A 25,116-nucleotide genomic window follows, 5' to 3' on the forward strand; every position below is an offset into this window, starting at 1 on the left:
TGGACGTGACACGTAAATGGACTGGTCGCGTGCAGAACTGGGGACAAATCCTGCTCCAGCTCTCCGTCTTCTTCCCTGACCGAATCGGGCATCATTTACGTTAGAATCTGTGCTTCAAGAGGGTTTACACAAAATTCTGGACAGACCCCAACAATTCTAAAGCCACATTTTTGGTAAAGGGCTAATTGCCCTATGCCTGAGTTGCCTGTGCCAGTTTCTATGGTCTTGTAACCTCTCGACCTGGCTGTTTCAACTGCATGCGAGACTAATTGCTTCCCAACTCCTTTGCCATGCATGCCCTCTGTTACCGCAATGTTAACCAGTTCAACTGTTCCAGGTCTGGTAGGCAAAAGTACATAAACTCCAACTATTTGATTTTCAATGTCTGATACGAAACATTCTCCTCTTTTTATGTAATCCTCAACAAGCTTTCGAGAAGGGTCAGCTAACAGCAAAAGATTCATCGGGTAATCCTCATCAAACCTTAATTTTCTGATATTCATAATCTTCTCCTTTCTATCGCCAAATTCGAGATAACACAATGAATTCAAGATTTTTCTTTTTCGTGATGATGTCCTTCGGAGTTTGTTGTTCGTCGCATTCACAGTGAAAAAGGCACGAAGTGACAAGCATACTCTTCTTATTTGACGTTGTATTCTCATATGCTTTACTGTCTAAGTAACGAAACCAGGCCAAATAATGCTGGAGATACTTCGTAGCAACGCCGGGTTACTTATTTTGAATTTCGAAAACGTCAAATGTTGAATTGGAAGATACATAAACCGTTTTGGATTGCCCCTTAGCATTTTTTCCTTTAATGACATAATAAATTGGTGTTTTTGCGATTGTTCGGGTGGTAAGTGCCGACGCTCTTCATCGTCAACTCTCGCGTTAGGATTACCATTAAGTGGCTTACCGCATGCACCTAACCATAATGTAAAAACAAAAATAATCAACAACATTTTTTCATTCATACATCAGCCCCCCGACTGTCCTTAGTAATGAGGACGGCCAAACGAACGATTTAGTTACGGTGTAGCGGTAACAATTATTTCCAGTATAGACATAAACATCTTTAGGGGTGCTTTACGTCGGATTTGCCCTGCATGGTTCAAGGTTGAGCGGTATAAATAGTTATAAATCATTATATTGCAATAGCTTATTCCGCTAAGGCAGCAGGATTGTGGAATAAGAATAACGTTTAAGGAGTGGACAATTTTGTTAACAAATCTGTACTTTGTGAGACACGCTCATTCTAAATATACTCCAGAAGAGCTTACAAGACCCTTATCTGAAAAAGGTTTGTCTGACGTAGAAAATATTAATCAACTGCTTATCAAAGAAGGTATAGATTATGTCATCTCAAGTCCGTATCTGCGAGCAGTTCAAACAGTAGAAGGTGTAGCAAATGGTATTGAAAAAGAGGTTATTATTGAGGATGCTTTCAAAGAGAGACAATTGTCTTCCAGCCCTGTTAAAGATTTTCAGTTAGCTATCACTAAAGTCTGGACAGAGCCTTCATTTTGTTGGGAAGGCGGAGAATCCAATGTAGTTGCTCAGAAACGGGGAGTCGAGTCTACTTTAAAAGTCTTAGAGCGATATGAAGGTAAAAACGTTGTAATAGGAACACACGGCAATATAATGGTTCTTATTATGAATTACTTTGATAATCATTATGGCTTTGATTTTTGGAAAGAACTCAGTATGCCTGATATTTATAAACTTACTTTTGATAAAACAGAATTGAAAGCAGTACATAGAATTTGGAGCATGGATTAAATTTATTAACAATCAGGGGCTTTATCTTGCATAACGAATACAGCCGTGGACTTCCCACAATCCTCTTTACACAAGCACAACCAGATTTGAAAGTAAACCGGGGGAATCTAACGAAGTGGGAAGTGTCAATGCTGAGCACTTGCAGTATATCGCTATGTGAAATTGTTTTTCGAATACCAAAACAAGGGATTTGCGAGCGCAGATCCCTTGCATTGCTTTTACTTGCTTTTTTTCACCTTTAAACTGATATTTGTATAATAAATGCTTGTCAAACCCTCGTAACCCGAATCCGTTCCGATAATCACATACAATTCGCCCTTCTCATTGCTTTCCGCCTCAAAGGTTTGTGTGAAGTGTTTCAACTCGTAAGAATCGTCCTCCGTGTTTAATTTTTCAAGCGTCCCAAGCACCTGCATGTCTTTCCCGCCAGTTGCCTGGTTACCTTTGTCTAAGTTCAAGTGATAATAAGAGTCGGCTATTGTTGTCATCGGTTGACGATTACTAATTCCTGCTTTGACAAAAACACTTTCCCCGGGCGATCCGCCGATACCGATCAGACCTTCCGCGGCGTTTGTCGCGATATCAAATTCAAGCGTCACTTGATACTTGGTGTTCGGTGAAATGCCCTGCGAACGATCTAACTTTTTGGTGATAAACATAAATAAATCATCACTGCGGTTCATACCAGAAACGAACAAACCATGGCTTGCTTTTTTGGCACTCAGTGGAATGACATCAGTTTTATGTTGTAAGCGGTAATCATTATTTAAGTAATCGACCGGCAGGTCAGCAAAATCAACGAACCAGCCTTGATAACCATCTGAAAAATCGTAGAATGACGGGTGTTTTTGGGCATTGGATTGGCCGTGAATTTGTGAAACCGAGTCGGCGGCATACGCCGCTGGGAATGATGATAGACATAAGCAAGTGGAAACGGTTAAAAGCAGTTTTTTAAACAATTGCTCATCCCTCCTGGACTATGTAAGTTGCTCCTGTTTCATTTCAAACTAAGTTCCACACGCACATTGGAGTCAGCCTTGCCATATGAACTAATTAGCAGCATGATCAAAAGTATTACAGAACCGTAGAATGATTTTTTTCATGTTCACCTCCATGTGATATTTGTTTCATTAGCATAAACGCAGTGGCCACCGATATTGTTGCAAAAATCGGCGTGAGCTCGAATATGCCGAAAATACGCTAGGCGGTTTTCTGAAGCAGTAGGTCATTTTATGAAACGAAGCCAAGCCGCTCGTGTTGAGACAGCTTCGTATTTACTTGAATCCACCCTACCTTCGAGTCCGGGTCTGAACCACCGGTGGGTTCGCCGCGCACACGAAACGAGCTTCTACGTCAGCCGCACCGCCAAAAGAAGTGTTTCTAAGTACTTTTACTCCCCATACCGCTTCGACAAGTTCTTCCGAGGAAACCACATTCCCTTGGCGCTCACAAATACCACAGAATCGAAAACTCGATCGGGGTCAGGGTCAGCTCTTCGCCGTATAAGGTGCATCTATGCGTTGCTTTATTGATGACAAGCCCTCTCACATCGTATTTCTACGGTCTCTTTTTTCTCTGCGTGGATTTGATTCTGTCCGTTATAGCTCATATATCTGCAAAGCTGCGTTTTGACTCTGGCCATAACCTCCATTGGATTGAAGGGTTGGTGATATAGTCGTCCGCACCGATGGTAAGACCTGTTATTTTATCGGTATTCTCAATTTTCGCTGTAAGCATAATAATGGGATAGAAATACTTTTCCCGAATTTTACTGCACAGCTTAATCCCACCTGTATCGAGCAACAGAACGTCCATTATCGACAAATCCAGTCTCGTCTGTTCAATACATTGTAATGCTGCGGTTCCGCACTCATTCTGTAGCTTCTAATGAGACATTTTCAAACATCAATTTCAATTCATATGCCACATCATCAATAAATCTTTCAACCATATCGAGAGTGATAATTCCTGGTATACTCATCGGCTCATTGAGCGGATTCGACAAATAATCAATTTTCTCGTCTTTATATGTTAAGATCTCTTGTCTTGTCAGGCCACCCACATCATAGCACGTGGCTCTGTGCAACTTCTGAATGACTTCTTCAAACCATACCGTGGATCGCGACAGCAAAAACTCGATCTTGCTCACATCGATATTGTAGACATTCTTGTCAGTAGATTGCTTTTCAAACTCGCGATATACCGTATAGGTCCATGCGCGGTCGGCGTAGATATGAGCAACATATCCGTGAATGAAATCCAAATATAATGCATCGTATTTCCTTTGGATAGTCAGAAATGCCTTCAGGTCATTGTTGGTTGCAAAATCACCGTTTGGTTGCATGAGATGAGACTTATTTTTCTCTGCACGGTCGTTCGTTCTTACATGAATCGAATCGGGCGCCAAGCTGCCTAACAAAAATTCCGGGCTTGGATCACCATACAAACGCCTTGCAATTTCAAAATGTACCATAGGCCAAGGCAAATGTACCCCTCCCATCCAGGCTAATTTCAGAACTATTTTACCATAATAAGGAATAAGGGTGCTGGTAATATTCGACCTTATCGATAAATAAGAGTAGCATACATGCCCTCAAATCTTTTGGTAGACCTCTGCATACGAAGATTTGTCAATTCCGGTGGGAGAATCATCATATTGGAGTACGTATTTTCTGTAGCGCCATTATGCGAGTTTTATCACCGGCGATCTGCCACCCCATCCCAATAAGCCCCTCCACCAATGAATGAAGCGGGTTTGTGAAGCAAACCAACTCCTTGAGGCGACAAGATGGAAGCCGGCTTAAACTTCCTCCGTTCATGTGGGCAATCACATAGTTCGACATGGAAAAACCTAGTTCAAGCCGACTCCGTCAGCTCTCCCCGATTGACTGAAAGGTCCTGTAAGCCATTTCGGAATTCGTTTGCGATAAAGAAGGATGGAAATTCGTTAGTAGAACCGAAAGTTTAACTCCATATTTGCACGCCAACCAGCAATTGCTAAAGAACGTACAGCTCGATGGTTATTCATTTCAACAGCTGCCTGAATCAGGAAAAATTCGAATTGTAGCCATTTTGTGAGCAGCGGCCTTACTATGAGCTGGTATGGTGATGATGGGCGGCATTTGTTTTATGAAAATAAAGCATTTTCTTTGCGCTTAGATTAATTTAGGCCCTTTTTAAAGCAACACATGCTACCCGCGTATGTACTTTAATGAATAATTGGAAAATGGAACTTCTATCTCGAGGTTACCGATCTCACGGAGCAGCATGTTAAATTGAAGAGAATATGCTTTCAAAGTATGCGGACTAAAACCTAAAATGCGCTTTAATGGTTATGTGCAAGAATTTACATACTTGGGAGGGGGTAGTAGTTATGTCGAACAGCTGGAATCACCCACTCGTGCTGGGCATACGTTACGGGGTCGCGACAAGTGTGGTAAGTGCGATATGTTTGGCGTTTTTTTTCGCGCTCGTATCCGAAGCTATGGTGTTAGAATCGCACTATACACACTACCCATTAGCGCGGTGGTGTTATATATCGCTTTTTCTATGATGGGCGCAAACAGCATCCGCAAGGAACATTGAGTGTCGCTGACGACGGAAGCTGCATTTACTATTTAGCTGTTTCCTCTATTGCACCTGCGCCCACAACAATTTATTGATCCCATAAATACACGATGGTTAAGCCATTACCCGAGAATCTTTTGCTTCCTGCGAGTCCCCTTAAGAATCCCAATGGAACCCAAACGATTCTCCCGGGGTCGCTGGGGATTTAGGGCGCTTCCCAGGACCTCTAGACTTGTTGCAAGTCATTTGCAATAAAAGGCCTGCGACTAGAAAAATAGTGCATTGAAACAAATAGAGCGTCAGCAACGTCAATGAAAGCATTCTAACAACATACCAATCCTGTTGAATTTTACCGCTTGATAGGATGGTAGACTTCAGGAGGATTATGAAAAGGGTAGTTATGACTATGCCCCTCACTTTGATGATGCTAGAGCAAATTGGAATCCCACCTCCAGCAATGTGAGGTTTACTACACGGCAACGAACTCACCCAGACGCTAACGAGTTTTATGTCGGCCACTGCGATAACCCACCTGGGACCGTCACTTGGGTTAGCCACGATTTACCCGATTTACCATAACATTAAATGGATGCCACTGGTATGACGTACCCCGAACGAAGTATCAAACGCAACGCATGAGATTGGTCATGCCCTATCTCTGGCCCATCCCGCGGATAACCCTGCCTCGTCTGTTATGAAGCAAGGCCAGCAGAGCATCGGACCAACTAGTTACGACATAAACAGTATTGTGAGTAGATGGTAAGGCATCGACAGCGGAGGAGAAAAGCAAATGTTAAAAAAAATAGCATTATTTACACTAACCGGCGCATTGGCTGTCACTGGCATTGTCGCGGCAAATCAGTATTTTACGAAAGATTCGTCGCTGCCGGAAGTTCATGTGGAAGCTCACTATGCGTACACGGTGGACATGGACAAAATAGGCGAGTTTGCGGATTTGGTCGTGGTCGGCTCTCCTTCGCAGGATTTGCAAGATCGTGAGAGCGTAGTGAAATATTTTCCCCGCGATCCTGGCGACACTACGGGCAAGCCACAAGCGCTGGAATCGTTCTACACCCTAGCTGACTTTGAAGTACAGACGGTATACAAGGGCGATACTTCAGTGCATCCAGGCGATACCATCAAAGTAAGAGAAGAAACGGCGGTTATCAATACAGCTGAAGGTAAAAAGAAACTCACGCTGGATAAATATCCGGATGATCTGAAAAAGGGTAGCAAATACGTTCTCTTTTTGAAAAAGTACGGCGATTATTACACGCTCGTTCGGGATGCAGAAGGCCGCGAGGCCGTTGCTACAGATGCCGATATTCAGAAGGCGTTGGAAAAACACAAGGTTAAGGCGAACTAAGATTTCTAGCACGCGGTTATGTGCTGTAAAAAATGCTCCTGCCCTACCCCCGAGTCGGCGGTTTTGTTAGACGCGCCGGGGTAGGGTGCCCTCATTAAATGAAACGCGCCCCGATCGAGCGCTAGCAAGTATACATCCGCACGACACCGGTGTATCAAAGACGCACGTGTGCCTGGCGTTAGAGCAACGTGCTCCGATCAGGAAATCCCAACGAGTGCGCTCGCGATGCCGCTAAAAATCCCGGCACAGATTGTGCGGTGAATTTCTTGTATCACTACACAAACCACAAGAGTTTTCGTATGCGTCTTTGAGAAAAAAAACAATTCACCACTCAAACAGGAACCTTCGCGGCTGCGTGTCGTTCAGTTGCTAGCCATCAGCCAAGCAAGCCATTCCGCCATATAGCCAAATCGAAACGAATGGTATGTACCTTACATCCACCGTCCAAAACTCGAGTACGCGATTCTTGGTCTTATCTACGTATCCAAGTATCTCGGCACCCTCTTCCGAACGGCGATAGTAAATCCTTGCCATACACCGGGATGACATCCTTGTAAATAACAGTAATCATAGGACTAGTGATGTTGTTCAGGATCAGGAGGGCCTAGTGGTCTAACACTTTGTAACAACTTAGCTCGAGCGACTCTAGCCCTGCTTTCGTTCTTTCCCGTATGGTCTCTGCTTCCATCTCAGCTAAACCAGCCATAATGGCAAAAAACAGCTTGCTAGCCGGAGTACTCGTATCCACGCCCAAGCGTGATGATCTTGCAACGATCTCTCTCTTTCCCTTAGATCATAGGAAAGTTCAATTAATTGTTTTGTGGTACGACCTAGCGATCTAACTTCCAGATGACCAGTGTAGCTCCCGGGCGCAAATAATCCAGACATTGTCGTAACTCAGGCCGATCATTTTATACGCGCTCACAGCCCGCGGCGATTTGAAGATCCATTGACCGTTCAGCCGTCGGACACACGAGCACAACCAATTTTAGCCATAGCTCACCCACATTTTAGTCTATTACAGGTAAATCATAGATCGTTAATATACTTAGAATTTTAGACGAGTTGATAGACAAAAAACAGTAGAATATTTTCTTTGTTCATGACTTTTCGGGTTCTCGTAAAGCTTCAGATACCCCCCATTCTTAAATTCAAAATGGAAGCTCCAAAGTAGAGTTTCCATCCGAAGAAGTAAATTTAATAGACTGGTTTACCTTATTTTTTTCGTACTGGAAGACTAGATTTAGACTTTGCCGTTATTTCACAATCAGCGGAAACAACGACATTGCTCGCTGCAACTTAGGCGGTGATACCGATTCCGTTGCTTCGATGGGGTCTGCAATTGCGGGAGCGATGTCCCCTCATAGTGTAAATGAAAGTTGGTACAACGCGGTAAAAGAGGTTAACGGAAATGAATTAGTAGAGTTAGCAGAGGCAATTGCTAAATTCCGTCATTAACTTACGAGTGAAAAGAGGAACTGCTTTGTTCACCTGTGGAATGGACTAATAACTGGAGTATCCTCGGACATAAAGTTTTCCTCTAGATACTGTTCCTCAGAGGATTGCCCTAATTCTTAACTCGCTCGTAAGGGTATAAAGGTCTGCGCGCTAGCACAAGTTCAGATGATCCCCGACTTGATCACCCCTGAGCGTCTTTAGCGGTACTGTGAACGAACCCGAGAATGATTACTTATCGGACACAAATCATTCGCGGTAATCACCGAGAGTGGCAAGGTCTCGCGCTAGTGTCTTTGTAACGGTTCGACTTGAATAAGTAAGCTCGGGCGTGGGGGTCCCGCGCCCTGCCTTCCCTCACTTGCCACGGGAATTTATTCTACTAGCTCCCGTTATTGGAGCCGCCGTTACCACCAGTAGCTTTCGTGCTACCGTCGGCGGCCTCTTCACCCGCCTGGTTACCCAACGCACCGCCAGCAAGGCCACCTGCGACGGTGCCAAGCGGCCCTAAAACAGAGCCCACGGCCGCGCCCGCTACACCACCTCCCACGGTTCCTGCAGCCTCACTTATCTCACCACCAGCTTCATTCCGGTTGCGTTCGCTATTTTCAGCCATTCAACTCACTCCTTTTTTTCAGATAGGCAAGCACGGCTTTTGCGCGCGCAGTCCTAAAACATATGTTGCCCCGCAATGGATAGATTTAGGCACCAGTGTACGCCGCTCATGTCTCAAACCGTTAAGGTTATAACTGGCGGATATTGCTGTCAGCTGGGCAGTATAATAAACAAGTAGACTCGCAAGGCGATCGCCACGAAACGGCTCGCCGCCCCGGTACCATTGTGCTGTGGCAGATGCGACGATGGAGGTGCGTGCGTGGAACAGTCCAAATTGATGAAATCAATATTGTTACGGGCTACCACATGCATGGGGACGGTCGTGGGAGCCGGATTCGCTTCCGGTCAAAGGTGTGGCAATGTTTCGCGGCATGCGGAATTCAGGGATTGTAGGGGTGCCTGTTGAAAACCGATGTTTTCCTTTGCGGATATACTGTGCTGCTGCTCGGGTGAACACTGAACGCGGATTCCCATCTTGAAATCATGCGTTTTGCCGACGGCAAAGTTGCTTGGCGTTGTTGTCGATGCGGGGAGAGCCGCCGCGAACTGGTTGATCGCAAGGCTGAACTATGTTTCTTATAGCTGAGTGATGGCCGTCGCGGTGGCTGGGTCCGTTGGGGGCGCGACCGAAATATTTATGACAGCAGTACGCAACTTGATCGGATTCGTCTCCCGGACAGACCAGTTAGTAAAAATCCATACCACCGCTAATCGTAGCTGTTGCCGCTTTTGCCGTAAGCCACTTGGTTTTTTCTACCATGGTGCGATATTTGTACCCAGCTGTCGGATACGGTGGAATGATTCTGTTGGCCGGACTGCTGACTGGCTATTCCGCAGAAAAGCGCTGGGATTAATCGCTTAGATTGCGTTATTCCATCCGCGCAACATAGGATGTTCCCAACTGATGATTTAGAACATTGAATATTATTCTCTGTGCCCGCTTCGTGGCCATTGTATTTGCCACGGTACATGCGAAGACAGGAGCTCAAGGAATGTCACCATTTTTTGGAGAAGTAACTGGAACAATGCTCTTGATCATATTAGGTGGTGGTGTGGTAGCCGGCGTGGTCTTGAAGAGGTCGAAAGCACATCATTCCGGATGGATTGTGATCACTGTCGGCTGGGGTTTGGCGGTCGCGATGGCGGTATATGCCGTCGGAAACGTCAGTGGAGCGCACCTAAATCCGGCTGTCACGCTGGGACTTGCGGTGGCGGGACAATTCCCCTGGGCCGATGTCCCCGCCTACATGGTGGCCCAGCTGATTGGTGGTTTTCTCGGGGCGGTAGTCGTATGGGCTCATTATCTTCCCCACTGGGAAGTGACAGAGAGCCCTGCGGACAAGCTTTCGGTTTTTTCAACCGCCCCGGCGATTCCGCACACATTGGCCAACCTGATTAACGAAATCATTGCCACATTTGTCCTCGTATTTGGGGTTATGGCGATTGGAGCGAACACACTGGCAGAAGGCCTCAACCCACTGCTTGTCGGATTGCTAGTGGTTAGCATTGGCGTGTCTCTGGGCGGTACCACCGGCTACGCAATCAATCCGGTACGCGATTTCGGCCCGCGTTTGGCGCATGCTGTGCTGCCTATCGCAGGCAAAGGCGACTCCAATTGGGGTTATGCATGGGTGCCGATCGTAGGTCCGCTCATAGGCGGGGTGCTGGGGGGATTCTTGTACAAACTCGCTTTTCTTTCTTAGTTCAGTGAGAGCATGAAGTGTTGATAAGGAGCGGTTATATGGAGAAAAAATACGTGATGGCACTGGATCAGGGCACCACGAGTTCGCGCGCTATTGTGTACGATCGACAGGGCGAAGTTATCACCTCTTCGAAGCGAGAGTTTCCGCAATATTTTCCAAAACCCGGTTGGGTCGAGCACAACGCCCACGAAATTTGGGGTTCCATGCTTGCAGTTATAGCGCATGCGCTCTCTACCGCTAACATTAGTCCAAAAGAAATTGCAGCAATTGGAGTTGCCAATCAGCGAGAGACGACGATTGTATGGGACAAACACACCGGCGACGCAGTGTATCATGCGATTGTTTGGCAATCACGGCAAACAGCCGATATTTGCGACGAACTTGAATCGCAGGGCTATGCTGATATGGTGCGCGATAAAACAGGTCTGCTGATCGACCCCTACTTTGCTGGCACAAAAGTAAAATGGATTCTTGATCATGTCGAAGGAGCACGTGAAAAGGCAGAACGCGGCGACCTGCTCTTCGGCACCGTTGACACTTGGTTAATCTGGCGCCTTTCCGGTGGAGAGGCTCACATCACCGACTATTCCAATGCGTCACGTACCTTGATGTACAATATTCATGAGCAGAAATGGGACGACGAGCTCTTAAAAATGCTGGGCGTACCGAGAAGTATGCTGCCGCAGGTTCGCCCATCTTCCGAAGTGTATGCCAACACAGTTAGCTATCATTTCTTCGGGGAAACTGTGCCCATAGCAGGGGCGGCAGGTGATCAGCAGGCAGCATTGTTTGGTCAAGCGTGCTACGACAGTGGAATGGCGAAAAATACGTATGGCACTGGCTGTTTCATGCTGATGAACACTGGCGAAACAGCCGTAAAATCGAAACACGGATTACTCACTACTCTAGCGTGGGGGATTGACGGCAAAGTGCATTATGCACTCGAAGGTAGTATTTTTGTCGGCGGCTCCGCGATTCAGTGGCTCCGAGACGCACTGCGTATGTTCCGAGGTGCGCCTGACAGTGAAGACTATGCACAGCGAGTCGAATCCACGGAAGGCGTGTACATGGTTCCTGCTTTTGTCGGTCTGGGCACTCCTTATTGGGATAGTGAGGTGCGCGGTGCGATTTTCGGCTTAACCCGCGGCACGGAAAAAGAGCATTTTATTAGAGCCACATTGGAAGCAATCGCGTACCAGACTAAAGATGTGTTATCGGCTATGGAAGCAGATTCCGGTATCGAACTCAAGCGGCTCCGGGTGGACGGAGGAGCATCGACGAACAATTTTCTGATGCAATTCCAAAGTGATATTCTGGGCGTGCCGGTGGAACGCCCGATTATCCATGAAACCACAGCATTAGGCGCAGCCTACCTCGCTGGGCTCGCCGTAGGATTCTGGGAAAGCAAGGATCAAATCGCCGCGAAATGGCAAATAGACAAGAGATTCGAAGTAAACATGCAGGAGCAGCAGCGTCGCCGTATGTATGCCGGTTGGAAGCAGGCGGTTGAAGCCGCCAGAGCATTCAAACCGCACAAAGCGTGAGATGACGAATACGAAGCTGGCACTAACCGCAACGCAGGCTAGCATATCCTTTGCAACTCACAGGATATCACAGGAGGGTTAACAACAAATGGCACAGACGTTTTCTAGCACAAATCGACAGCATATTCTACGTGAACTGGAAACAGGTTCATTCGACCTGCTGGTTATTGGCGGCGGCATCACGGGTGCGGGAATTGCGCTGGATGCGCAAGCACGCGGCATGAAAACCGCATTGATTGAGATGCAGGATTTCGCCGCAGGCACATCCAGCCGGTCGACCAAGCTGATACACGGTGGACTGCGCTACTTGAAGCAGTTGGAAATCAGACTGGTTGCCGAAGTTGGTAAGGAACGTGCGATCGTGTATGAAAATGCTCCTCATGTCACCACACCTGTGTGGATGCTGCTCCCACTGCTGCAGGGCGGGACGTATGGTAAGCTTGCGGCCTCGGTTGGACTACGCGTGTATGATATATTGGCTGCCGTAAGAAAACATGAACGCCGGGTGATGCTGAACAAAGAGCAAACAGTTCACCGCGAGCCTCTACTACGCACAGATAAACTCAAGGGTGGCGGTTATTATGTGGAGTACCGCACGGACGATGCACGCCTCACGATTGAGGTGATGAAAGAAGCTGTGCTTCGTGGCGCAACGGCTATCAATTATGTGAAAGCACAACAGTTACTATATGAGGACGCAAGAGTCGTGGGTGTGGCTGGCGTAGACCAACTTACTGGTAAAACACATGAGATCCGGGCCAAACAGATAATAAATGCTACCGGGCCCTGGGTTGATGAGGTGCGGGAAAAAGACGGATCAAAGGAAGGGAAATACATACATCTGACCAAAGGCGTTCACCTGGTTATCGATGGTAGCCGGTTTCCGCTCAGACAGGCCGTCTACTTTGACGCGCCCGACGGCCGTATGATATTCGCTATTCCTCGCGATGGAAAGGCGTATATTGGAACAACAGATACGGATTATAAGGGTGATATTGCGCATCCCAAAATGACCGCAGAAGATCGAGACTACCTTTTGCACGCGACCAATTTTATGTTTCCAACATTGGGGTTGACCGCAAATGATGTGGAGTCCAGCTGGGCGGGATTACGGCCGTTAATTCACGCAGAGGGCAAGTCGCCTTCTGAGCTATCACGTAGGGACGAAATCTTTATCTCAGACTCCGGCTTGCTTAGTATTGCCGGCGGTAAGCTGACCGGATACCGAAAAATGGCAGAACGAATTGTTGATTTGACCGCTTCGCGGTTAAAAGAGCAAGGGCACGGGACCTACCCTGGAAGCACGACGCGGAAAATTCGTCTGTCCGGTGGCGATGTGAACGGCTCGGAAAATTTTGAGGCTTTTGTTAAAGAAAAAACACGGGAAGGCACTAAAATCGGCTTGTCGGAGACGGACTCAGAGCGTTTAGCGAGACGTTACGGATCAAATGTAAACCGTGTTTATCAACTGATCGAACAGCACGAGGGAGACGCGAAACAGTACAAACTGCCGAAAGATGTGATGGGTGCACTTCTTTACAGCATGCTGGAAGAAATGGTGTGCACACCGGAAGATTTTTTTGTTCGCCGCACAGGCGCACTGTATTTTGACATTGGCTGGGTGAAACAGTGGAAAGAGCGAGTCATCGCTTATCTGGCGGCCAAGCTGCGATGGAGCGAACAGGAACAAGCCAAGTACCACACACGGCTTGATGAACTGTTGCATGATGCGGTGCTTTTGCACAAGGGGTAATCCCCTGGCACCAGGGTTGCGATTGAACAGTGGCGCAACGCACAATAACGGATAGTTTGATTGCTGTGGAATACACGTCACACCAAGGAACAAACGGGAGGGAAATTGAACGCAATGAAGCACACGGTCGCAGATATCCATAGTTGCAGCCTTGTTGAATCAGGCGTTAAAGGGATATACGGAATCGTTGGGGATTCGCTGAATGCCTGCTCGACTCCATTCGCCGTTCCGGGTGCGCCATGAGGAGGTTGCCGGCGCCAACGTGACCGTTGCGGCGTGCGCGGGAAGCAGTGGTCCCGGCACATGCATCTGTTAAACGGATTGTATGACTGTTCCGCAACGGGATACCGGTGCTGGCGATCGCGGCGCAGATTCCAAGCGACGAGATCGCCAGCGACTATTTTCAAGCAACTAGTCCGGAGGATCTGTTCAGGGACTGCAGCCACTATTGCGAGGCGGTCACCACGCCAAAGAAATGCCCCGTCCGATTACGATAGCGCTGCAAAGCGCCGTCACCATCTCCGTCAGAGGCGGCAAACCAATGGGACGCCTGACAGTCTCCAAAACGGCTGATTTATCCTCCTGCATACCGTGCAAACTGATGCGGTTCTATGATCACGGATGGTCTGGCACTTCTGTAGGCAAATTCTTTTTCCGTACAGCAGGGAGTTTTCATCTCTATCTCTTCATACGGCAGTCGTACCACTTCTTTCTTAGTTCAAAGACTAAGTGTTACTCTGAACCGCGCTGGGCTCGGTACTGCGCACCGTTATTGTCCCGATTCGCTTAGCATACCAGGCGACAATGAACGGCACCAGAACAGCGGTTACAATGACGCTGGCCGCAACCATTATCGTTGCAGAAGCGGCTACCTCCTTATACGCCGGGTTGGCGGCGGCTACAGCTGCCGGTACAGCGGCGGCATTACCGGCAGTAGTGGCGGCGGCCAAACCGGCTATTCCGTTTCCACCTGTTATTTTATCTACGAAAAAGAGTGCTGCTCCTGTAACTATTACCACAGCAATGCCCAAAAACAGACCTGTGAAGCTGGCTTGTGCAACTTTCTTGAAGTCAAGGCCTGCGCCCAATGCAAATGCAAAAAACGGAATTACAGCAGGTACCGCTTTGCTGAACATCTCCCGAAGCTCTTTATCCAAGTTGCCGATAACCATTCCAACAAGCAAAGGCAGAATGGCTCCGACCATCGTTTGCCACGGAAAAGAAGAGAGGCCTGCTATCCCCAAGGTAACCATGGTCAAGAATGGGCCGGACTCTAAACTCATGAGCGAGTAAGCCCCCGCGTCTTCCTTTTTGCCGAACTGACCGATTAGCGCCATATAAAGACCACCGTTGGTATCGTTCATAGCGGCAACAATGGCTAACACGGATAAACCGCCAAGTACCGTCGTGCTTGGATCATGCCCAATCAATTGAGTAGCGACAATGCCCGCCAAGGCCGCAACCCCTATCTTTGTCAGGAGCAGAGCCCCGCCCTTTTTTAGAATATAGGGAGTCGCTTTGAAATTTATGGTGGTCCCGATACAAAAGAAAAATACGGCTAAGATCGGCAATGAGCCTGTAAATAAAGCCCCTGTAAAGGATCCAAAATATTCGCCCGTGTGAGGGGAAAAAGTATTGATCGATGCCCCCAACAGCAACGGGATAACCATCATTCCTCCCGGTACTTTTTCAATCGCTCTTTTTAATTGCATAATGGTTTCTCCTTCTAGTACGTAGATGTATTCCCTCTAACCCTTATAATAGGTTTCGCATAACTTGCTCCGTTGTTTGGGCAAGAAGCTCGGAGGCATTTTCCATAGCCTCTTGTAATGTCATGGACCACTTACAATACTGTGTATGCTTTAAATACCATAGCCTTGAATGCCCACCCATGAATTTTGCACATCGGTTGCAATTAAGAAAGCAGATTCGGCAATCCGTTTATCCCAACCGGTATCGTCCATTTTTTTATCTTGCATAGTGCTTGTCCACCATACCCTACCGCTTGACCTGAACATGCCAGCAACTGCATTCCAAGCGCTGCAGCATGCCGATGCCCCCATCATCTATAGCGCTTTCACAAATGGCAACAATAAGTTACCGACAGCCTCGTCAGGGCTTTTTTAATCAGCTCTCCCGTTCCATAGGTTGTTGTGCCCGGCGGGTTTAACTGAGCTTTGGTACTAGAACCATACCGAATGCGCTGGCCATCTCAATAACGCAAATTTACCTCTCACAGCGCAAGTCACATCGCTTTCACCGGATTCCCTGCAGGGCCTGCACACGGTAAATCGACCTTGGTGCCCTTTGATGCCACTGCCATTCTACCCCATCGTCCCTGCGCCACCATCTGCAACCGTTAACAAAACGGTTTTACGTCAAGCAGGTACCGTTTAATCCCTTTTTCAATCGCATCTGCGGCCGCGGCGGCATACACGCTTTCTGTAAAGGAAGTCCGGCGCAATCATAATTTTTCTGCCTATCACCGCCACTTGTGTTAAAATGTGTGAGTTACAAATTAGTGTACATAACTAATCGATAAAAATCTTCGGTCAATATGAACAAAAAACAGCGTTTAAACTTGATAGATTTTTGTATACTCCGTATCAAAGCAAATGGCGCTTTCACGCTAATAAAGAGCCACAGAACATGCTGACATATGACACAGCTTAAGAACTAGTAGACGAAACGATGGCCAGATGGCGAGTATTATTGTTATTGCAGCCGTTATGTTATTCGATAAATCACTAAAATAACAAACTACACGGAGAATGGAAAGAGGACAGTTGAAAATATCATTTATCGGATGGGGTAATATGGGGTTTCCAATGGCACAAAACTTGCTGAACGCAGGCTATGAGTTAACCGTATATAATCGTACCTATGAAAAGGTGGAGTCCTTCATTGCACAGGGAGCCCGGTATGCCAAAACTCCGCTGGATGCGGCAAAAGAGAGCAATATTGTCATTACGCTGCTTTCTGACGATGCGGCTTTGGAGCAGGTCGTTATGGGACCCAATGGACTTCTGAATGGATTACCGGAAAAAGGAATTCATATATCCGCGAGTACGATTAGTGTGGAGATGGCTCGCAAGTTATTAGCCGTTCATCAAGAACGATCGCAACATCTGGTATCGACTACGGTACTCGGACGTCCGGATGCAGCAAAAGCAGCTAAATTGCGCATTATATTGGCAGCTCCTGAAAGAAACAAGAGAAACGTTAGGTCAAGAGATATTTGTGATCGGGGATCATAGTGAAGGAGGAAATATAGTTAAAATAGGCGCAAACTTCCTGATTGCTTCCATGCTGGAAGCTTTAGCCGAAGCGCAATTAATGGTAGAAAAGTACGGCGTGGAACCCGCTAGGTTTATGGACGTCGTGAATACACTCTGCCAGTCCCCGGTATATCAAAACTATGGCATGATAATGACAGAACGCCGTTTCGAACCAGCCGGCTTTAAAATGAAGCTAGGGATGAAAGACGTTGAACTGGCTATAAAGGCTGCTAAGGCCGTCGATGCGCCTCTACCTTTGGGCGATCTTATCCAAACAAATTTTGGTGAAGGAATTGCACGCGGTTATGGTGAATTAGATTGGACGGCATTAATCCGTTGTATAGAAGAAGCTTCTCAAGGATTGTTGGTGAACTCACCGTCAACGCCCAAAGACAGCAAGGCGGTCATGTCGTCTTGCGCGTTCACAGTCCAAGGGTGGACCAGAAGCTTGTTCTCGTGCGCCGCAGCCATGAAAGTTGGCGTCACCAGCTCCTTGTCCGGACCTGCGCCTGCTGCATATTCGGCAATACGTTTGAACTCAGCATGCAGATCTTTACCCTCGAGTGTGCTCTTTTCATAGAGTTGAATGAGCGGCACGTTCGGCGCGAGAGTTTTCAACTTGTGCAGGCTGTCCTCACTGAACGATTGGAGCATGACGGACCTGCCTTCAAAAGCATTGTGTTGCTGCAAAATAGAGATCAGTTTCTCTTCCATACCGGCATACACTTCCGGCGCCTTGGTTTCAATGTACAAGCCTACCTTCTGCTGCTGCCCCTTGTGTTCGTTGTCGTGCGGGCCGTTCTCCTTGCGATGCTGTCCTTGTTGGCCGTGCTCGTTATCGTGTTGGCCGTGCTCGTTATCGCGTTGGCGATGCTCGTTGCTATGCTCACCTTGCTCATTGTCACGCTGTCCATTGTTATCGTTCTCCTGTTGCTTAACCAACTGAATGACTTCTGCCAGCGTCATAACACGTTGGCCGCTGTACTCTTTGCGGGCCAGATCCGGATGGGCTTCGTTAAACCAGGAGCCTGCATCGAGACGGCGAATTTCGTCCAGTGTAAAATCTTTGACCATCCATGGAGCACGGTTAGGATAAAGCCGCTCGGCATTGGTCGTTCTGGCCAAGGATTCATCATGCATCACAATCAATTGCCCGTCCTTGGTCATCTGCAGATCAAGTTCCACGTAGTCCGCGTTCATCTTAACGGCCTGCTTATACGCTGTTACAGTGTGCTCGGGACCATAGCCTGATGCACCGCGGTGTGCAATGACCTCAACTTCCTTGGCAATTGGCCGTAGTGTCGATTGCTGATTGTCCGTTACCGTGTTTTGGCTAGCAGGATTAGCGATTGCCGCCCACGGAGTGGCGGAAGACAAAACAGATAGGCAGGTTAATCCGACTATCACGCTTTTTTTCATTCTCGCATGCATCTCCCTTTAGATTTGATAGTTTAAGGCTAAAGGAAGTTTGTTAATTTTAAGTCAACGCAATGATAAGATTATGTGAACTCATGAAAATGTCTTGCCAATGCTGCACGATATGGTTAGGCGCTGACAGCAGCAGCTCGCACTTTCAGAGCGGTGGTTTGGTTCCTGCAACGAGTATTGCGGCATAAAACCGTGCCGTTGCTGCCATTTGACCGAAGTATCCGTTAGTTGAAAAATTAATGCAGTGTTTTCACTGCCTCAGACGTGAAAGGGATCAATGCTTCTGTTCGGCCATCGCGAATCTTGTCTGCCCAAGCAGGATCAACCAATAATGCCCTTCCCACGGCTACCAGATCAAATTCTTCACGTTCGAGCCTCTCGATCAGCCCGTCGATATTAGCGTTGCTTGCTCCCTTGCCTTCGGTAAAGAGACTCATGAAATCAGCGCCCTCAAGACCAACCGACCCAACCGTAATCGTTGGTTTCCCCGTCAGTTTTTTTGTCCAGCCAGCAAGATTTAGATCTGAGCCTTCGAATTCAGGCTGCCAGAAACGGCGAGTTGAGCAGTGGAATATATCAACGCCAGCATGGACTAATGGTGCCAAGAACTGTTCCAGCAATGCCGGCGTTTCAGCCAATTTCGCCGTATAGTCAGTGCCCTTCCATTGCGAATATCGCAGCACGATGGGAAATTCCGGGCCGACCGCACGACGGCAAGCTTCGATGACCTCTACTGCAAAGCTGGTGCGTGCAACCATGTCACCGCCATACCGGTCGGTGCGCGGGTTGGTTTTCTCCCAGAAGAATTGGTCGATCAAATATCCGTGTGCGCCGTGGAGCTCGATGCCGTCAAAGCCAAGCCTCTTGGCGTCGGATGCTGCCTGTGCAAAGGCTTCAACGATTTCTGCGATTTCCGCTTGTGAGTAATCGCCGACATTGCCTCGTGCGCCCATATGCCAAATCTGCGGTATGATACTTCCGCCCGCCTCGTGTACGGCAGTGACTACGTTTGCCCAACCGTTTATTGCAGCTTCACCATAGAAGTGCGGTACGTTAACTTGATTCGACGAATCCGGATGATTGATCACCGTACCTTCTGTCACAATAAGACCAACACCGTTTTCAGCCCGGCGACGGTAATAGGCAGCCACATCCGAACCCGGCACTCCGTCGAGAGAGAACTGTCGGGTCATCGGTGCCATCACAATGCGATTAGGTATAGTCTTTTTCCCGAATATAAATGGTTTGAACAAGGCTTGAACAGATTCAGTATAGCTCATAATGACCTCCAACTTATTTTAAAGTATGTAAATTAATTCTTTGCCTGATTTCTCCAATTTTCGCGCCCCTGTGCAGATGAGCAGCAAGCTCCTCAGCATCAGATCATATGATCATCATATCAATTGTTGACCATACGGTCAAAGTTCCGACATCGCTGAAAACGCTCCGCTTTCATAAACCAGCCCCAGCGCATCAAAACACGCCTCAGCACAAATTTATCCGAGTCAACTGCAGCCCCAACACAATGCATCTGTGGTGCTGGTCGGCATTTGGCTGTTTTTATTTGCTGAATTTCAAAGGATAAGGTTTTGGTATTGAATTAATATCGCCGGCAGCCTTGTCCTGATGTTTATTTGAGTATCAGAAAAGTGAATTCCGCTGCTGCTCCCTAAATGAAGTTCGTCAGTGGATCCACTGGTCTATTTGTTTAGCTGTTATGCGCAAGGGGTAATAGACCGCGAACACGAAAGGCCCGCTTCAACACAAGCGGCCAAAATCCATCTTAGAGCTAGGGAGGTTTTTGAGATGAGTAAACAGCTCGTAGGAGTATTTAACACGGAACTTGAAGCCATTCGTTCCATTGAGCAATTAAAAGAACAAGGTTATAATGCGGACGACATTTCCGTAATAGGTAAAAACCAAAGCGATTTGGATGAGATACAAAATGAAACCGGCACTAAGGCTCGCGAGGGGGTTGTTACGGGGGCGACTACCGGCGGCGTGTTAGGCGGGCTGGCCGGTCTTACGTTGGGTATAATTGCAATGGCGATTCCGGGTGTAGGCCCGATCGTTGCGGCTGGCCCAATCGCGGCTACTTTAACCGGCGCCGCCGTTGGGGCCGGAACCGGTGGTTTAGTCGGTGGTTTAATGGGCGCCGGGATTCCGGAGGTTGAAGCGCGAGACTATGAACGTCACGTACAGGAAGGCAAAATATTGGTGTTGGTTGAGAGAAGTGGGCTCCATGACGACAAAGTGATAAATACTTTTCGGAGCAATAATTCTCTGAACTCCCGCAGTTACACTGCAGACGGAGTCCCATCGGCCGACGGACATGGACCGCATGACATCACCCCACGATAAGCGATAAACACAATAGAACAATGGAAACGAAAGAAAACGGCCGTTTGGACCGTTTTCTTTCTTTTTCCCCCGGGTTGTCAGTACGCGCGAATTTACTTCAATCATCCTTTTTACTGGACTTGCGTTGGCCAAGACAATAACACATTTTTCCCCTTTGCACATACATCAATGGAAATCCAGTAGATTACCGCCGCGTTTTACAAAAGAGAGCGGGTCGCTTAATTCACGTTTAATCAACCTGGTTTATATTTAAATTATTGAACGCAAAAGCATCTTTCAACGAGTGCTCAGTTTGCATACAACATCAGACGCATCAGGAGGGACAAGTCGCTATGGGAATTCATACTTACTTCCGATCTTTAAATGAATTGGAAAGAATCACTCGTTGCCCGGGAAAATTTAAATTTGAAGAGCATAGCGTAGCGGCTCATTCATGGAAGGTAGTCCAGTATGCCAAAACGCTCGCCAATATCGAAGAGATGAACGGCTCAGTAATCAACTGGAAAAAGCTCTACGAAATTACCAGTAGCCATGATTACGGCGAAATTTTCATAGGTGATATTAAAACGCCTGTTAAGCACGCTTCACCTGAACTCCGATTGTTGATTCAGCAAGTTGAAGAAGGAATGGTGAATAACTTTATAGAAGAGCATATTCCTGAAGAGTACAAAGCGATTTTTTGCAACCAGCTTCGTGAGGGTAAGGATGACTCTGTGGAAGGCTTGATCCTGGAAGTTGCAGATAAAATGGACCAGGTTTACGAAGCCTTCGCTGAACTGCAAAGAGGGAATACGGAACAGGAGTTTGTAAAAATGTATTGCAATGCTCTTAGAAAAATAAAAAATATTGATTTGAATTGCGTGAAATATTTTTTGGAACATATTTTGCCCGACATGGTAAGTGAAGAAAGCATGTCTTCTATTGATATCAGGAAGATCACGGAAGAAGCTTTGGCTTAGCCAGTGGGCTAAAAGACGACCATTATCCAGATATTTGGATAACTGGTTGTCTTTTTGCTGTTACAGCAGGTCCGTGGACCGAGGGACTTTTTAGCGGCCTCCCCCACGAAGTCTTCTTTTTTTGTCTACACCTTAAAATTGTTTAATGCAGGTTGCAAATCTTCTCCCGTCTTACTTAAATCGTCAGCCAACGCCGACACTTCCTGCATGGAGGCGTTCTGTTCTTTGGCGGCCGCCGCGACGTTTTGTGTGTTTGCCGCTGATTGTTCGGCGACGGATGCAACTCCTGCCATGAGTTGCCCCATCCGCTGCGCGCTGGCGTTGACTTGCTGCACGATCGCAGACAGTTCCTCCGATTCCAGTAGCGACTTGTTGAATGGACCTCACGATGTCTTGGAAGGCATCGCCTGTTTCGTTCACCATATGTATCCACTCGTTGACCATAAATTACACGGGCTATTTACCGTTGAGACGCCTGAATGGAAAGAAGCTCACCAAATTGCTTGTAGGCGAACGGCATAACGAAACAGCCTGACCCCGGAGCGGAGTCAGGCGAGTACCCTGCGGGCTGCCGGCGAGATCCAGACTTAGCTTACCTTTTCACCCACTCCCGGCGTTGCATCGGCTACAAACGATGCAATCTTAACAGGAAGCGTGCTATTGTTTATGTCTGCCAGCTGGACCGAGCCGTGAGCCGCGATGCTAATTTTACCTGCAGCCCGATTGGATATAAGGAAACGAATCTTACCCATCGCTTCCTTCCCTTCGCTCCGGCGCAGGTCTCCCAGGTTTGTGGCCGTAAGCTTTATTTGTTCCGGCAGCATTGTCCACTTCATATTTAACGTTTGCTCCCTCGGCGCTCGTACCGTGTTTTACCTGGATACCCGCAATATGCGGGTTCGCGTCCAGCACTTGCAGCAGCTGCGGATCAAATTTCAAGGTCACAGACGCCGCATCCACCTTATTCGACTCGGCTAAATTCACATGCAAATCAAACTTTTTGCCTGCATGCACCTTTTTGTGCCCTTCTAGAGATATCCGGGCCTGGGACACTTCGTCACGCGGTGACGTTCCACTCAGCTTGATCGCATACTTTGCCGTCCCCGGTGACGATGTCTCGCTTACGTATTGCAGCATACTGTTGGCACCGATCAAGTTTTTGCCTTCGGCGGAGGCGGTAAACGTTACGTTGACGCTGGCGTCGATCGGAGTGAAAGTCCAGTTTCTATCAGCCGTTGGATTGATTGTACCTTGCGACTTAATAAAATCCACTAGTGCTTGCCGGTTTTCGTCGGGGAAATTAAGTTTCTCCAAACCGGGATTATTGTGAATGCCGGGGAAGTTACCGCCGCCACCCGCACGATAATTGTTGGTCACAACGACGAAGTCCTGGTTCATGTCGATCGGTTGTCCATTCCATTGCAGCTGTTTGATCCGGCTAGCGGCCGCATTCGCCACATTACCGTCCGTGTTATACCTGGCCGGCTGGGTAACATCGATCTGGTATGTCACACCATCTATCACATCGAAGTTGAAGGACGGGAAGCTTGCATTGATGAGAGGCTGTTCGTCCGCTCTGTTCGGATCAATCTGATTAAACTGACCGGCGGACATTTCGAGCCACTCTTTTACTTGTTCACCGCTCATTTTGACCATCGACACGGTGTTAGGAAATTGGTATAAAGAAGCGGTATCTTTGATACTGATTGCTCCGGCGGGTATATTGGTGTTCAGTTTAAACGGAGCCCCGGCAGACAAAATGGGGAGACCTTGCCAATCCGTTCCCTGCAGTTTTTGTTCGGCATACCACTTTTGAGCGTGCGTCACAATTTGGATGGATGGATCGTCCTGCACCTGGGCGAAGTAGCTGAATATTTGCGCACTGGTTGTACCTACCGTCTGCTGCACGTACTGCACCGTTCCGTCATGCTCCACTGCAACGGCATCGAGTATATCCTGATCGGCATCCACGTTCGGAATCACCGCGCCATTTTGCCTTGTGAAAATGGAGTAAGCATTGGCAGCCGTTTGATCGTCAAGCACGACCCACCTGCCGCTTCCGTCCTTAGTAAGCTTTAAATCAATCACGCCGAGATGGTCCCCCCATCCCCCAGCCTGCACCATGGCCACACCATTATAGTTGGACTCCTTCATCGTGGTATGTGTGTGTCCCAGAAGGATCGCATCTATTCCAGCAACTCCGGCCAATGCATATCCGGCATTTTCCGAACCCGGCTTATAATCGGTTTTGTCGCCTCCCCCGGTATGGGCAAGTGCCACGATAATGTCTGCTCCCGCAGCTTTCATTTGATCGACATAAATTCTGGCACTATCGACAATGTCCTTGGCGATCACTTTGCCGCTCAGGTGACTGTTGTCCCACTGCATGATTTGTGGCGGCACGAAGCCGATAACCCCCACTTTCAGTATGTGCTTGTGCCCTGCTTCGTCGACCACTTCCTTGTCAATGATCTTCCAAGGCTCGATATACGGTTGATCGTTAGTCGGATCGTTATCATGATCATCTTTAAACACATTGGCAGAAACATAAGGGAAGTTAGCGCCCTTCAAATTATTTTCCAAAAAGGCTAGACCGTAGTTGAACTCGTGGTTCCCAAGCGTAGCGGCGTCATAATCGAGAAGGTTCATCGCCTTGTATGCCGGATGGACGGCTCCTTCTGGCAGAGGATTTACTCGAGCCACATAATCCCCCAGCGGGCTACCCTGGATCAAGTCCCCATTATCGAAAAGCATGCTGTTTTGTGCTTCCGCCCGCTTCTGCTTAATCAAAGATGCCGTCTTTGCCAGACCGAAGGTATCGGTCTGCTGCATGGTATAGTAGTCATAGTTAACAAGGTTCATGTGGATGTCCGTAGTCTCCATTAACCGGAGATGAACGTTTCCGGCTTGCGCCAGTGGTGCCGTTTCTGCATGCATCGGTGCGGGCAGCGCGAGCAAGCCAGCGATTAGCGACAAAGCGAGCTTGCTTGTGACAAGATGTTTGCTACGTAAAAGCTTCATAAATTAAATCCCCTTCCCATCACTGTTAGAGTTGTCGACTATCAGTTTAAGGAATAAACGTGAAATACATTTAAAGCGTACATGTATGTTTTGTAAATTTTTTGTTCATACAAGCTCGTTTCAATTTCCTTATGATCTGCCTCATGGAGCGGATCCTAAACATGTATTACATAAGCGCAATTTTACTAAAACAACGGGTCGACGCTAGGCCGCCCTGTTTCCATGCTGTACTTGTCTTGTTCAAGTCATACACAAACGCAATGGTCTCGTGGGACCAATTGATCCAA

20 protein-coding genes and 4 pseudogenes are annotated in these 25,116 nt (G+C 47.7%); 9 read left to right on the forward strand and 15 right to left on the reverse strand.

Annotated features, from left to right (window positions below):
• Positions 1 to 95: 95 nt before the first annotated feature.
• From CBW46_RS03560 to CBW46_RS03565, 3 genes and pseudogenes are all read right to left on the reverse strand, one after another.
• Positions 96 to 503 carry a GNAT family N-acetyltransferase gene (locus CBW46_RS03560; protein WP_089198687.1) on the reverse strand — a complete coding sequence of 136 codons (408 nt, stop codon included), beginning with the start codon at positions 501 to 503 and terminating at the stop codon, positions 96 to 98.
• Positions 504 to 516: 13 nt separating this feature from the next.
• Positions 517 to 726: pseudogene (locus CBW46_RS21610) on the reverse strand (hypothetical protein); the annotation flags it as partial.
• On the reverse strand, positions 675 to 974 hold the full coding sequence (locus CBW46_RS03565; RefSeq protein WP_089198688.1) for a hypothetical protein: 300 nt from the start codon (positions 972 to 974) through the stop codon (positions 675 to 677). The pseudogene CBW46_RS21610 and the gene CBW46_RS03565, both read right to left, overlap by 52 nt.
• 244 nt (positions 975 to 1,218) lie before the next feature.
• Between CBW46_RS03565 and CBW46_RS03570 the strand changes: the two genes are divergently transcribed.
• Positions 1,219 to 1,779: a histidine phosphatase family protein gene (locus tag CBW46_RS03570; RefSeq protein ID WP_089198689.1), complete on the forward strand. Its 561-nt coding sequence runs from the start codon at positions 1,219 to 1,221 to the stop codon at positions 1,777 to 1,779.
• Positions 1,780 to 1,997: 218 nt separating this feature from the next.
• Here CBW46_RS03570 and CBW46_RS03575 read toward each other — a convergent pair whose 3' ends face one another.
• The 3 genes and pseudogenes from CBW46_RS03575 to CBW46_RS03585 all read right to left on the reverse strand — a co-directional run bounded on the left by CBW46_RS03575 (position 1,998) and on the right by CBW46_RS03585 (position 4,264).
• Positions 1,998 to 2,738 carry a hypothetical protein gene (locus CBW46_RS03575; protein WP_089198690.1) on the reverse strand — a complete coding sequence of 247 codons (741 nt, stop codon included), beginning with the start codon at positions 2,736 to 2,738 and terminating at the stop codon, positions 1,998 to 2,000.
• Between the two features lie 411 nt (positions 2,739 to 3,149).
• Positions 3,150 to 3,645, reverse strand: a pseudogene (locus CBW46_RS03580) (response regulator transcription factor); the annotation flags it as partial.
• Positions 3,646 to 3,649: 4 nt separating this feature from the next.
• A complete protein-coding gene (locus CBW46_RS03585) occupies positions 3,650 to 4,264 on the reverse strand; it encodes a hypothetical protein (protein ID WP_089198691.1) in 615 nt (204 codons plus the stop codon).
• Positions 4,265 to 6,136: 1,872 nt separating this feature from the next.
• Here CBW46_RS03585 and CBW46_RS03600 point away from each other — a divergent pair.
• Complete coding sequence (locus CBW46_RS03600) at positions 6,137 to 6,712, forward strand: hypothetical protein (protein ID WP_089198693.1); 576 nt, start codon at positions 6,137 to 6,139, stop codon at positions 6,710 to 6,712.
• Between the two features lie 369 nt (positions 6,713 to 7,081).
• Here the strand turns inward: CBW46_RS03600 and CBW46_RS21160 are convergent, their stop codons facing one another.
• From CBW46_RS21160 to CBW46_RS03610, 3 genes are all read right to left on the reverse strand, one after another.
• The gene (locus CBW46_RS21160; protein ID WP_165842185.1) at positions 7,082 to 7,246 is read right to left on the reverse strand and encodes a hypothetical protein; all 165 of its coding nucleotides are present in this window, start codon (positions 7,244 to 7,246) and stop codon (positions 7,082 to 7,084) included.
• A gap of 70 nt (positions 7,247 to 7,316) precedes the next feature.
• The gene (locus CBW46_RS22230) at positions 7,317 to 7,460 is read right to left on the reverse strand and encodes a recombinase family protein (protein WP_424446058.1); all 144 of its coding nucleotides are present in this window, start codon (positions 7,458 to 7,460) and stop codon (positions 7,317 to 7,319) included.
• A gap of 1,089 nt (positions 7,461 to 8,549) precedes the next feature.
• A complete protein-coding gene (locus CBW46_RS03610) occupies positions 8,550 to 8,783 on the reverse strand; it encodes a hypothetical protein (protein WP_089198695.1) in 234 nt (77 codons plus the stop codon).
• A gap of 991 nt (positions 8,784 to 9,774) precedes the next feature.
• Between CBW46_RS03610 and CBW46_RS03615 the strand changes: the two genes are divergently transcribed.
• The 4 genes and pseudogenes from CBW46_RS03615 to CBW46_RS21615 all read left to right on the forward strand — a co-directional run.
• A complete protein-coding gene (locus CBW46_RS03615) occupies positions 9,775 to 10,485 on the forward strand; it encodes an MIP/aquaporin family protein (RefSeq protein ID WP_089198696.1) in 711 nt (236 codons plus the stop codon).
• Between the two features lie 38 nt (positions 10,486 to 10,523).
• Positions 10,524 to 12,029 carry a glycerol kinase GlpK gene (gene glpK, locus CBW46_RS03620; protein WP_089198697.1) on the forward strand — a complete coding sequence of 502 codons (1,506 nt, stop codon included), beginning with the start codon at positions 10,524 to 10,526 and terminating at the stop codon, positions 12,027 to 12,029.
• An 88-nt stretch (positions 12,030 to 12,117) separates the two neighbouring features.
• A complete protein-coding gene (locus CBW46_RS03625) occupies positions 12,118 to 13,782 on the forward strand; it encodes a glycerol-3-phosphate dehydrogenase/oxidase (protein WP_089198698.1) in 1,665 nt (554 codons plus the stop codon).
• A 114-nt stretch (positions 13,783 to 13,896) separates the two neighbouring features.
• Positions 13,897 to 14,305: pseudogene (locus CBW46_RS21615) on the forward strand (thiamine pyrophosphate-binding protein); the annotation flags it as partial.
• 202 nt (positions 14,306 to 14,507) lie between these two features.
• Here the strand turns inward: CBW46_RS21615 and CBW46_RS03635 are convergent.
• The gene (locus CBW46_RS03635) at positions 14,508 to 15,494 is read right to left on the reverse strand and encodes a 2-keto-3-deoxygluconate permease (protein ID WP_089198699.1); all 987 of its coding nucleotides are present in this window, start codon (positions 15,492 to 15,494) and stop codon (positions 14,508 to 14,510) included.
• 150 nt (positions 15,495 to 15,644) lie between these two features.
• Positions 15,645 to 15,761, reverse strand: coding sequence for a glycerate kinase (locus tag CBW46_RS22005; protein ID WP_165842186.1), 117 nt, complete (start codon positions 15,759 to 15,761; stop codon positions 15,645 to 15,647).
• 807 nt (positions 15,762 to 16,568) lie between these two features.
• Between CBW46_RS22005 and CBW46_RS03640 the strand changes: the two are divergent.
• A pseudogene (locus CBW46_RS03640) lies at positions 16,569 to 17,406 on the forward strand (NAD(P)-dependent oxidoreductase); the annotation flags it as partial.
• A gap of 8 nt (positions 17,407 to 17,414) precedes the next feature.
• Here CBW46_RS03640 and CBW46_RS21620 read toward each other — a convergent pair.
• Both CBW46_RS21620 and CBW46_RS03650 read right to left on the reverse strand, forming a co-directional pair.
• A complete protein-coding gene (locus CBW46_RS21620; RefSeq protein ID WP_243633152.1) occupies positions 17,415 to 18,479 on the reverse strand; it encodes a glycerophosphodiester phosphodiesterase family protein in 1,065 nt (354 codons plus the stop codon).
• A gap of 245 nt (positions 18,480 to 18,724) precedes the next feature.
• Positions 18,725 to 19,768 carry an NADH:flavin oxidoreductase gene (locus tag CBW46_RS03650; protein WP_207802239.1) on the reverse strand — a complete coding sequence of 348 codons (1,044 nt, stop codon included), beginning with the start codon at positions 19,766 to 19,768 and terminating at the stop codon, positions 18,725 to 18,727.
• A 526-nt stretch (positions 19,769 to 20,294) separates the two neighbouring features.
• Between CBW46_RS03650 and CBW46_RS03655 the strand changes: the two genes are divergently transcribed.
• Both CBW46_RS03655 and CBW46_RS03660 read left to right on the forward strand, forming a co-directional pair.
• Positions 20,295 to 20,849, forward strand: a complete 555-nt coding sequence (locus CBW46_RS03655; protein ID WP_089198700.1) for a general stress protein — start codon at positions 20,295 to 20,297, stop codon at positions 20,847 to 20,849.
• Between the two features lie 332 nt (positions 20,850 to 21,181).
• Positions 21,182 to 21,808, forward strand: coding sequence for a YfbR-like 5'-deoxynucleotidase (locus tag CBW46_RS03660; RefSeq protein WP_089198701.1), 627 nt, complete (start codon positions 21,182 to 21,184; stop codon positions 21,806 to 21,808).
• Positions 21,809 to 21,933: 125 nt separating this feature from the next.
• On the opposite strand, the gene CBW46_RS03665 is transcribed toward CBW46_RS03660, so the two are convergent.
• On the reverse strand, positions 21,934 to 22,143 hold the full coding sequence (locus CBW46_RS03665) for a hypothetical protein (protein WP_089198702.1): 210 nt from the start codon (positions 22,141 to 22,143) through the stop codon (positions 21,934 to 21,936).
• Positions 22,144 to 22,552: 409 nt separating this feature from the next.
• A complete protein-coding gene (locus CBW46_RS03670; RefSeq protein ID WP_089198703.1) occupies positions 22,553 to 24,829 on the reverse strand; it encodes a bifunctional 2',3'-cyclic-nucleotide 2'-phosphodiesterase/3'-nucleotidase in 2,277 nt (758 codons plus the stop codon).
• Between the last annotated feature and the right edge of the window lie 287 nt (positions 24,830 to 25,116).

It is taken from the genome of Paenibacillus xerothermodurans (genome assembly GCF_002220865.2).
GTDB lineage: Bacteria > Bacillota > Bacilli > Paenibacillales > NBRC-103111 > Paenibacillus_S > Paenibacillus_S xerothermodurans.

Bases quoted from the DNA above. Each gene is read 5' to 3' on its own strand.
- CBW46_RS03560 (WP_089198687.1), bottom strand. From the start codon at position 503: ATGAATATCAGAAAATTAAGGTTTGATGAGGATTACCCGATGAATCTT.
- CBW46_RS03565 (WP_089198688.1), bottom strand. From the start codon at position 974: ATGAATGAAAAAATGTTGTTGATTATTTTTGTTTTTACATTATGGTTA.
- CBW46_RS03600 (WP_089198693.1), top strand. From the start codon at position 6,137: ATGTTAAAAAAAATAGCATTATTTACACTAACCGGCGCATTGGCTGTC.
- CBW46_RS21160 (WP_165842185.1), bottom strand. From the start codon at position 7,246: ATGGCAAGGATTTACTATCGCCGTTCGGAAGAGGGTGCCGAGATACTT.
- CBW46_RS03610 (WP_089198695.1), bottom strand. From the start codon at position 8,783: ATGGCTGAAAATAGCGAACGCAACCGGAATGAAGCTGGTGGTGAGATA.
- CBW46_RS03615 (WP_089198696.1), top strand. From the start codon at position 9,775: ATGTCACCATTTTTTGGAGAAGTAACTGGAACAATGCTCTTGATCATA.
- glpK (WP_089198697.1), top strand. From the start codon at position 10,524: ATGGAGAAAAAATACGTGATGGCACTGGATCAGGGCACCACGAGTTCG.
- CBW46_RS03625 (WP_089198698.1), top strand. From the start codon at position 12,118: ATGGCACAGACGTTTTCTAGCACAAATCGACAGCATATTCTACGTGAA.
- CBW46_RS03635 (WP_089198699.1), bottom strand. From the start codon at position 15,494: ATGCAATTAAAAAGAGCGATTGAAAAAGTACCGGGAGGAATGATGGTT.
- CBW46_RS22005 (WP_165842186.1), bottom strand. From the start codon at position 15,761: ATGCAAGATAAAAAAATGGACGATACCGGTTGGGATAAACGGATTGCC.
- CBW46_RS21620 (WP_243633152.1), bottom strand. From the start codon at position 18,479: ATGAAAAAAAGCGTGATAGTCGGATTAACCTGCCTATCTGTTTTGTCT.
- CBW46_RS03650 (WP_207802239.1), bottom strand. From the start codon at position 19,768: ATGAGCTATACTGAATCTGTTCAAGCCTTGTTCAAACCATTTATATTC.
- CBW46_RS03655 (WP_089198700.1), top strand. From the start codon at position 20,295: ATGAGTAAACAGCTCGTAGGAGTATTTAACACGGAACTTGAAGCCATT.
- CBW46_RS03660 (WP_089198701.1), top strand. From the start codon at position 21,182: ATGGGAATTCATACTTACTTCCGATCTTTAAATGAATTGGAAAGAATC.
- CBW46_RS03670 (WP_089198703.1), bottom strand. From the start codon at position 24,829: ATGAAGCTTTTACGTAGCAAACATCTTGTCACAAGCAAGCTCGCTTTG.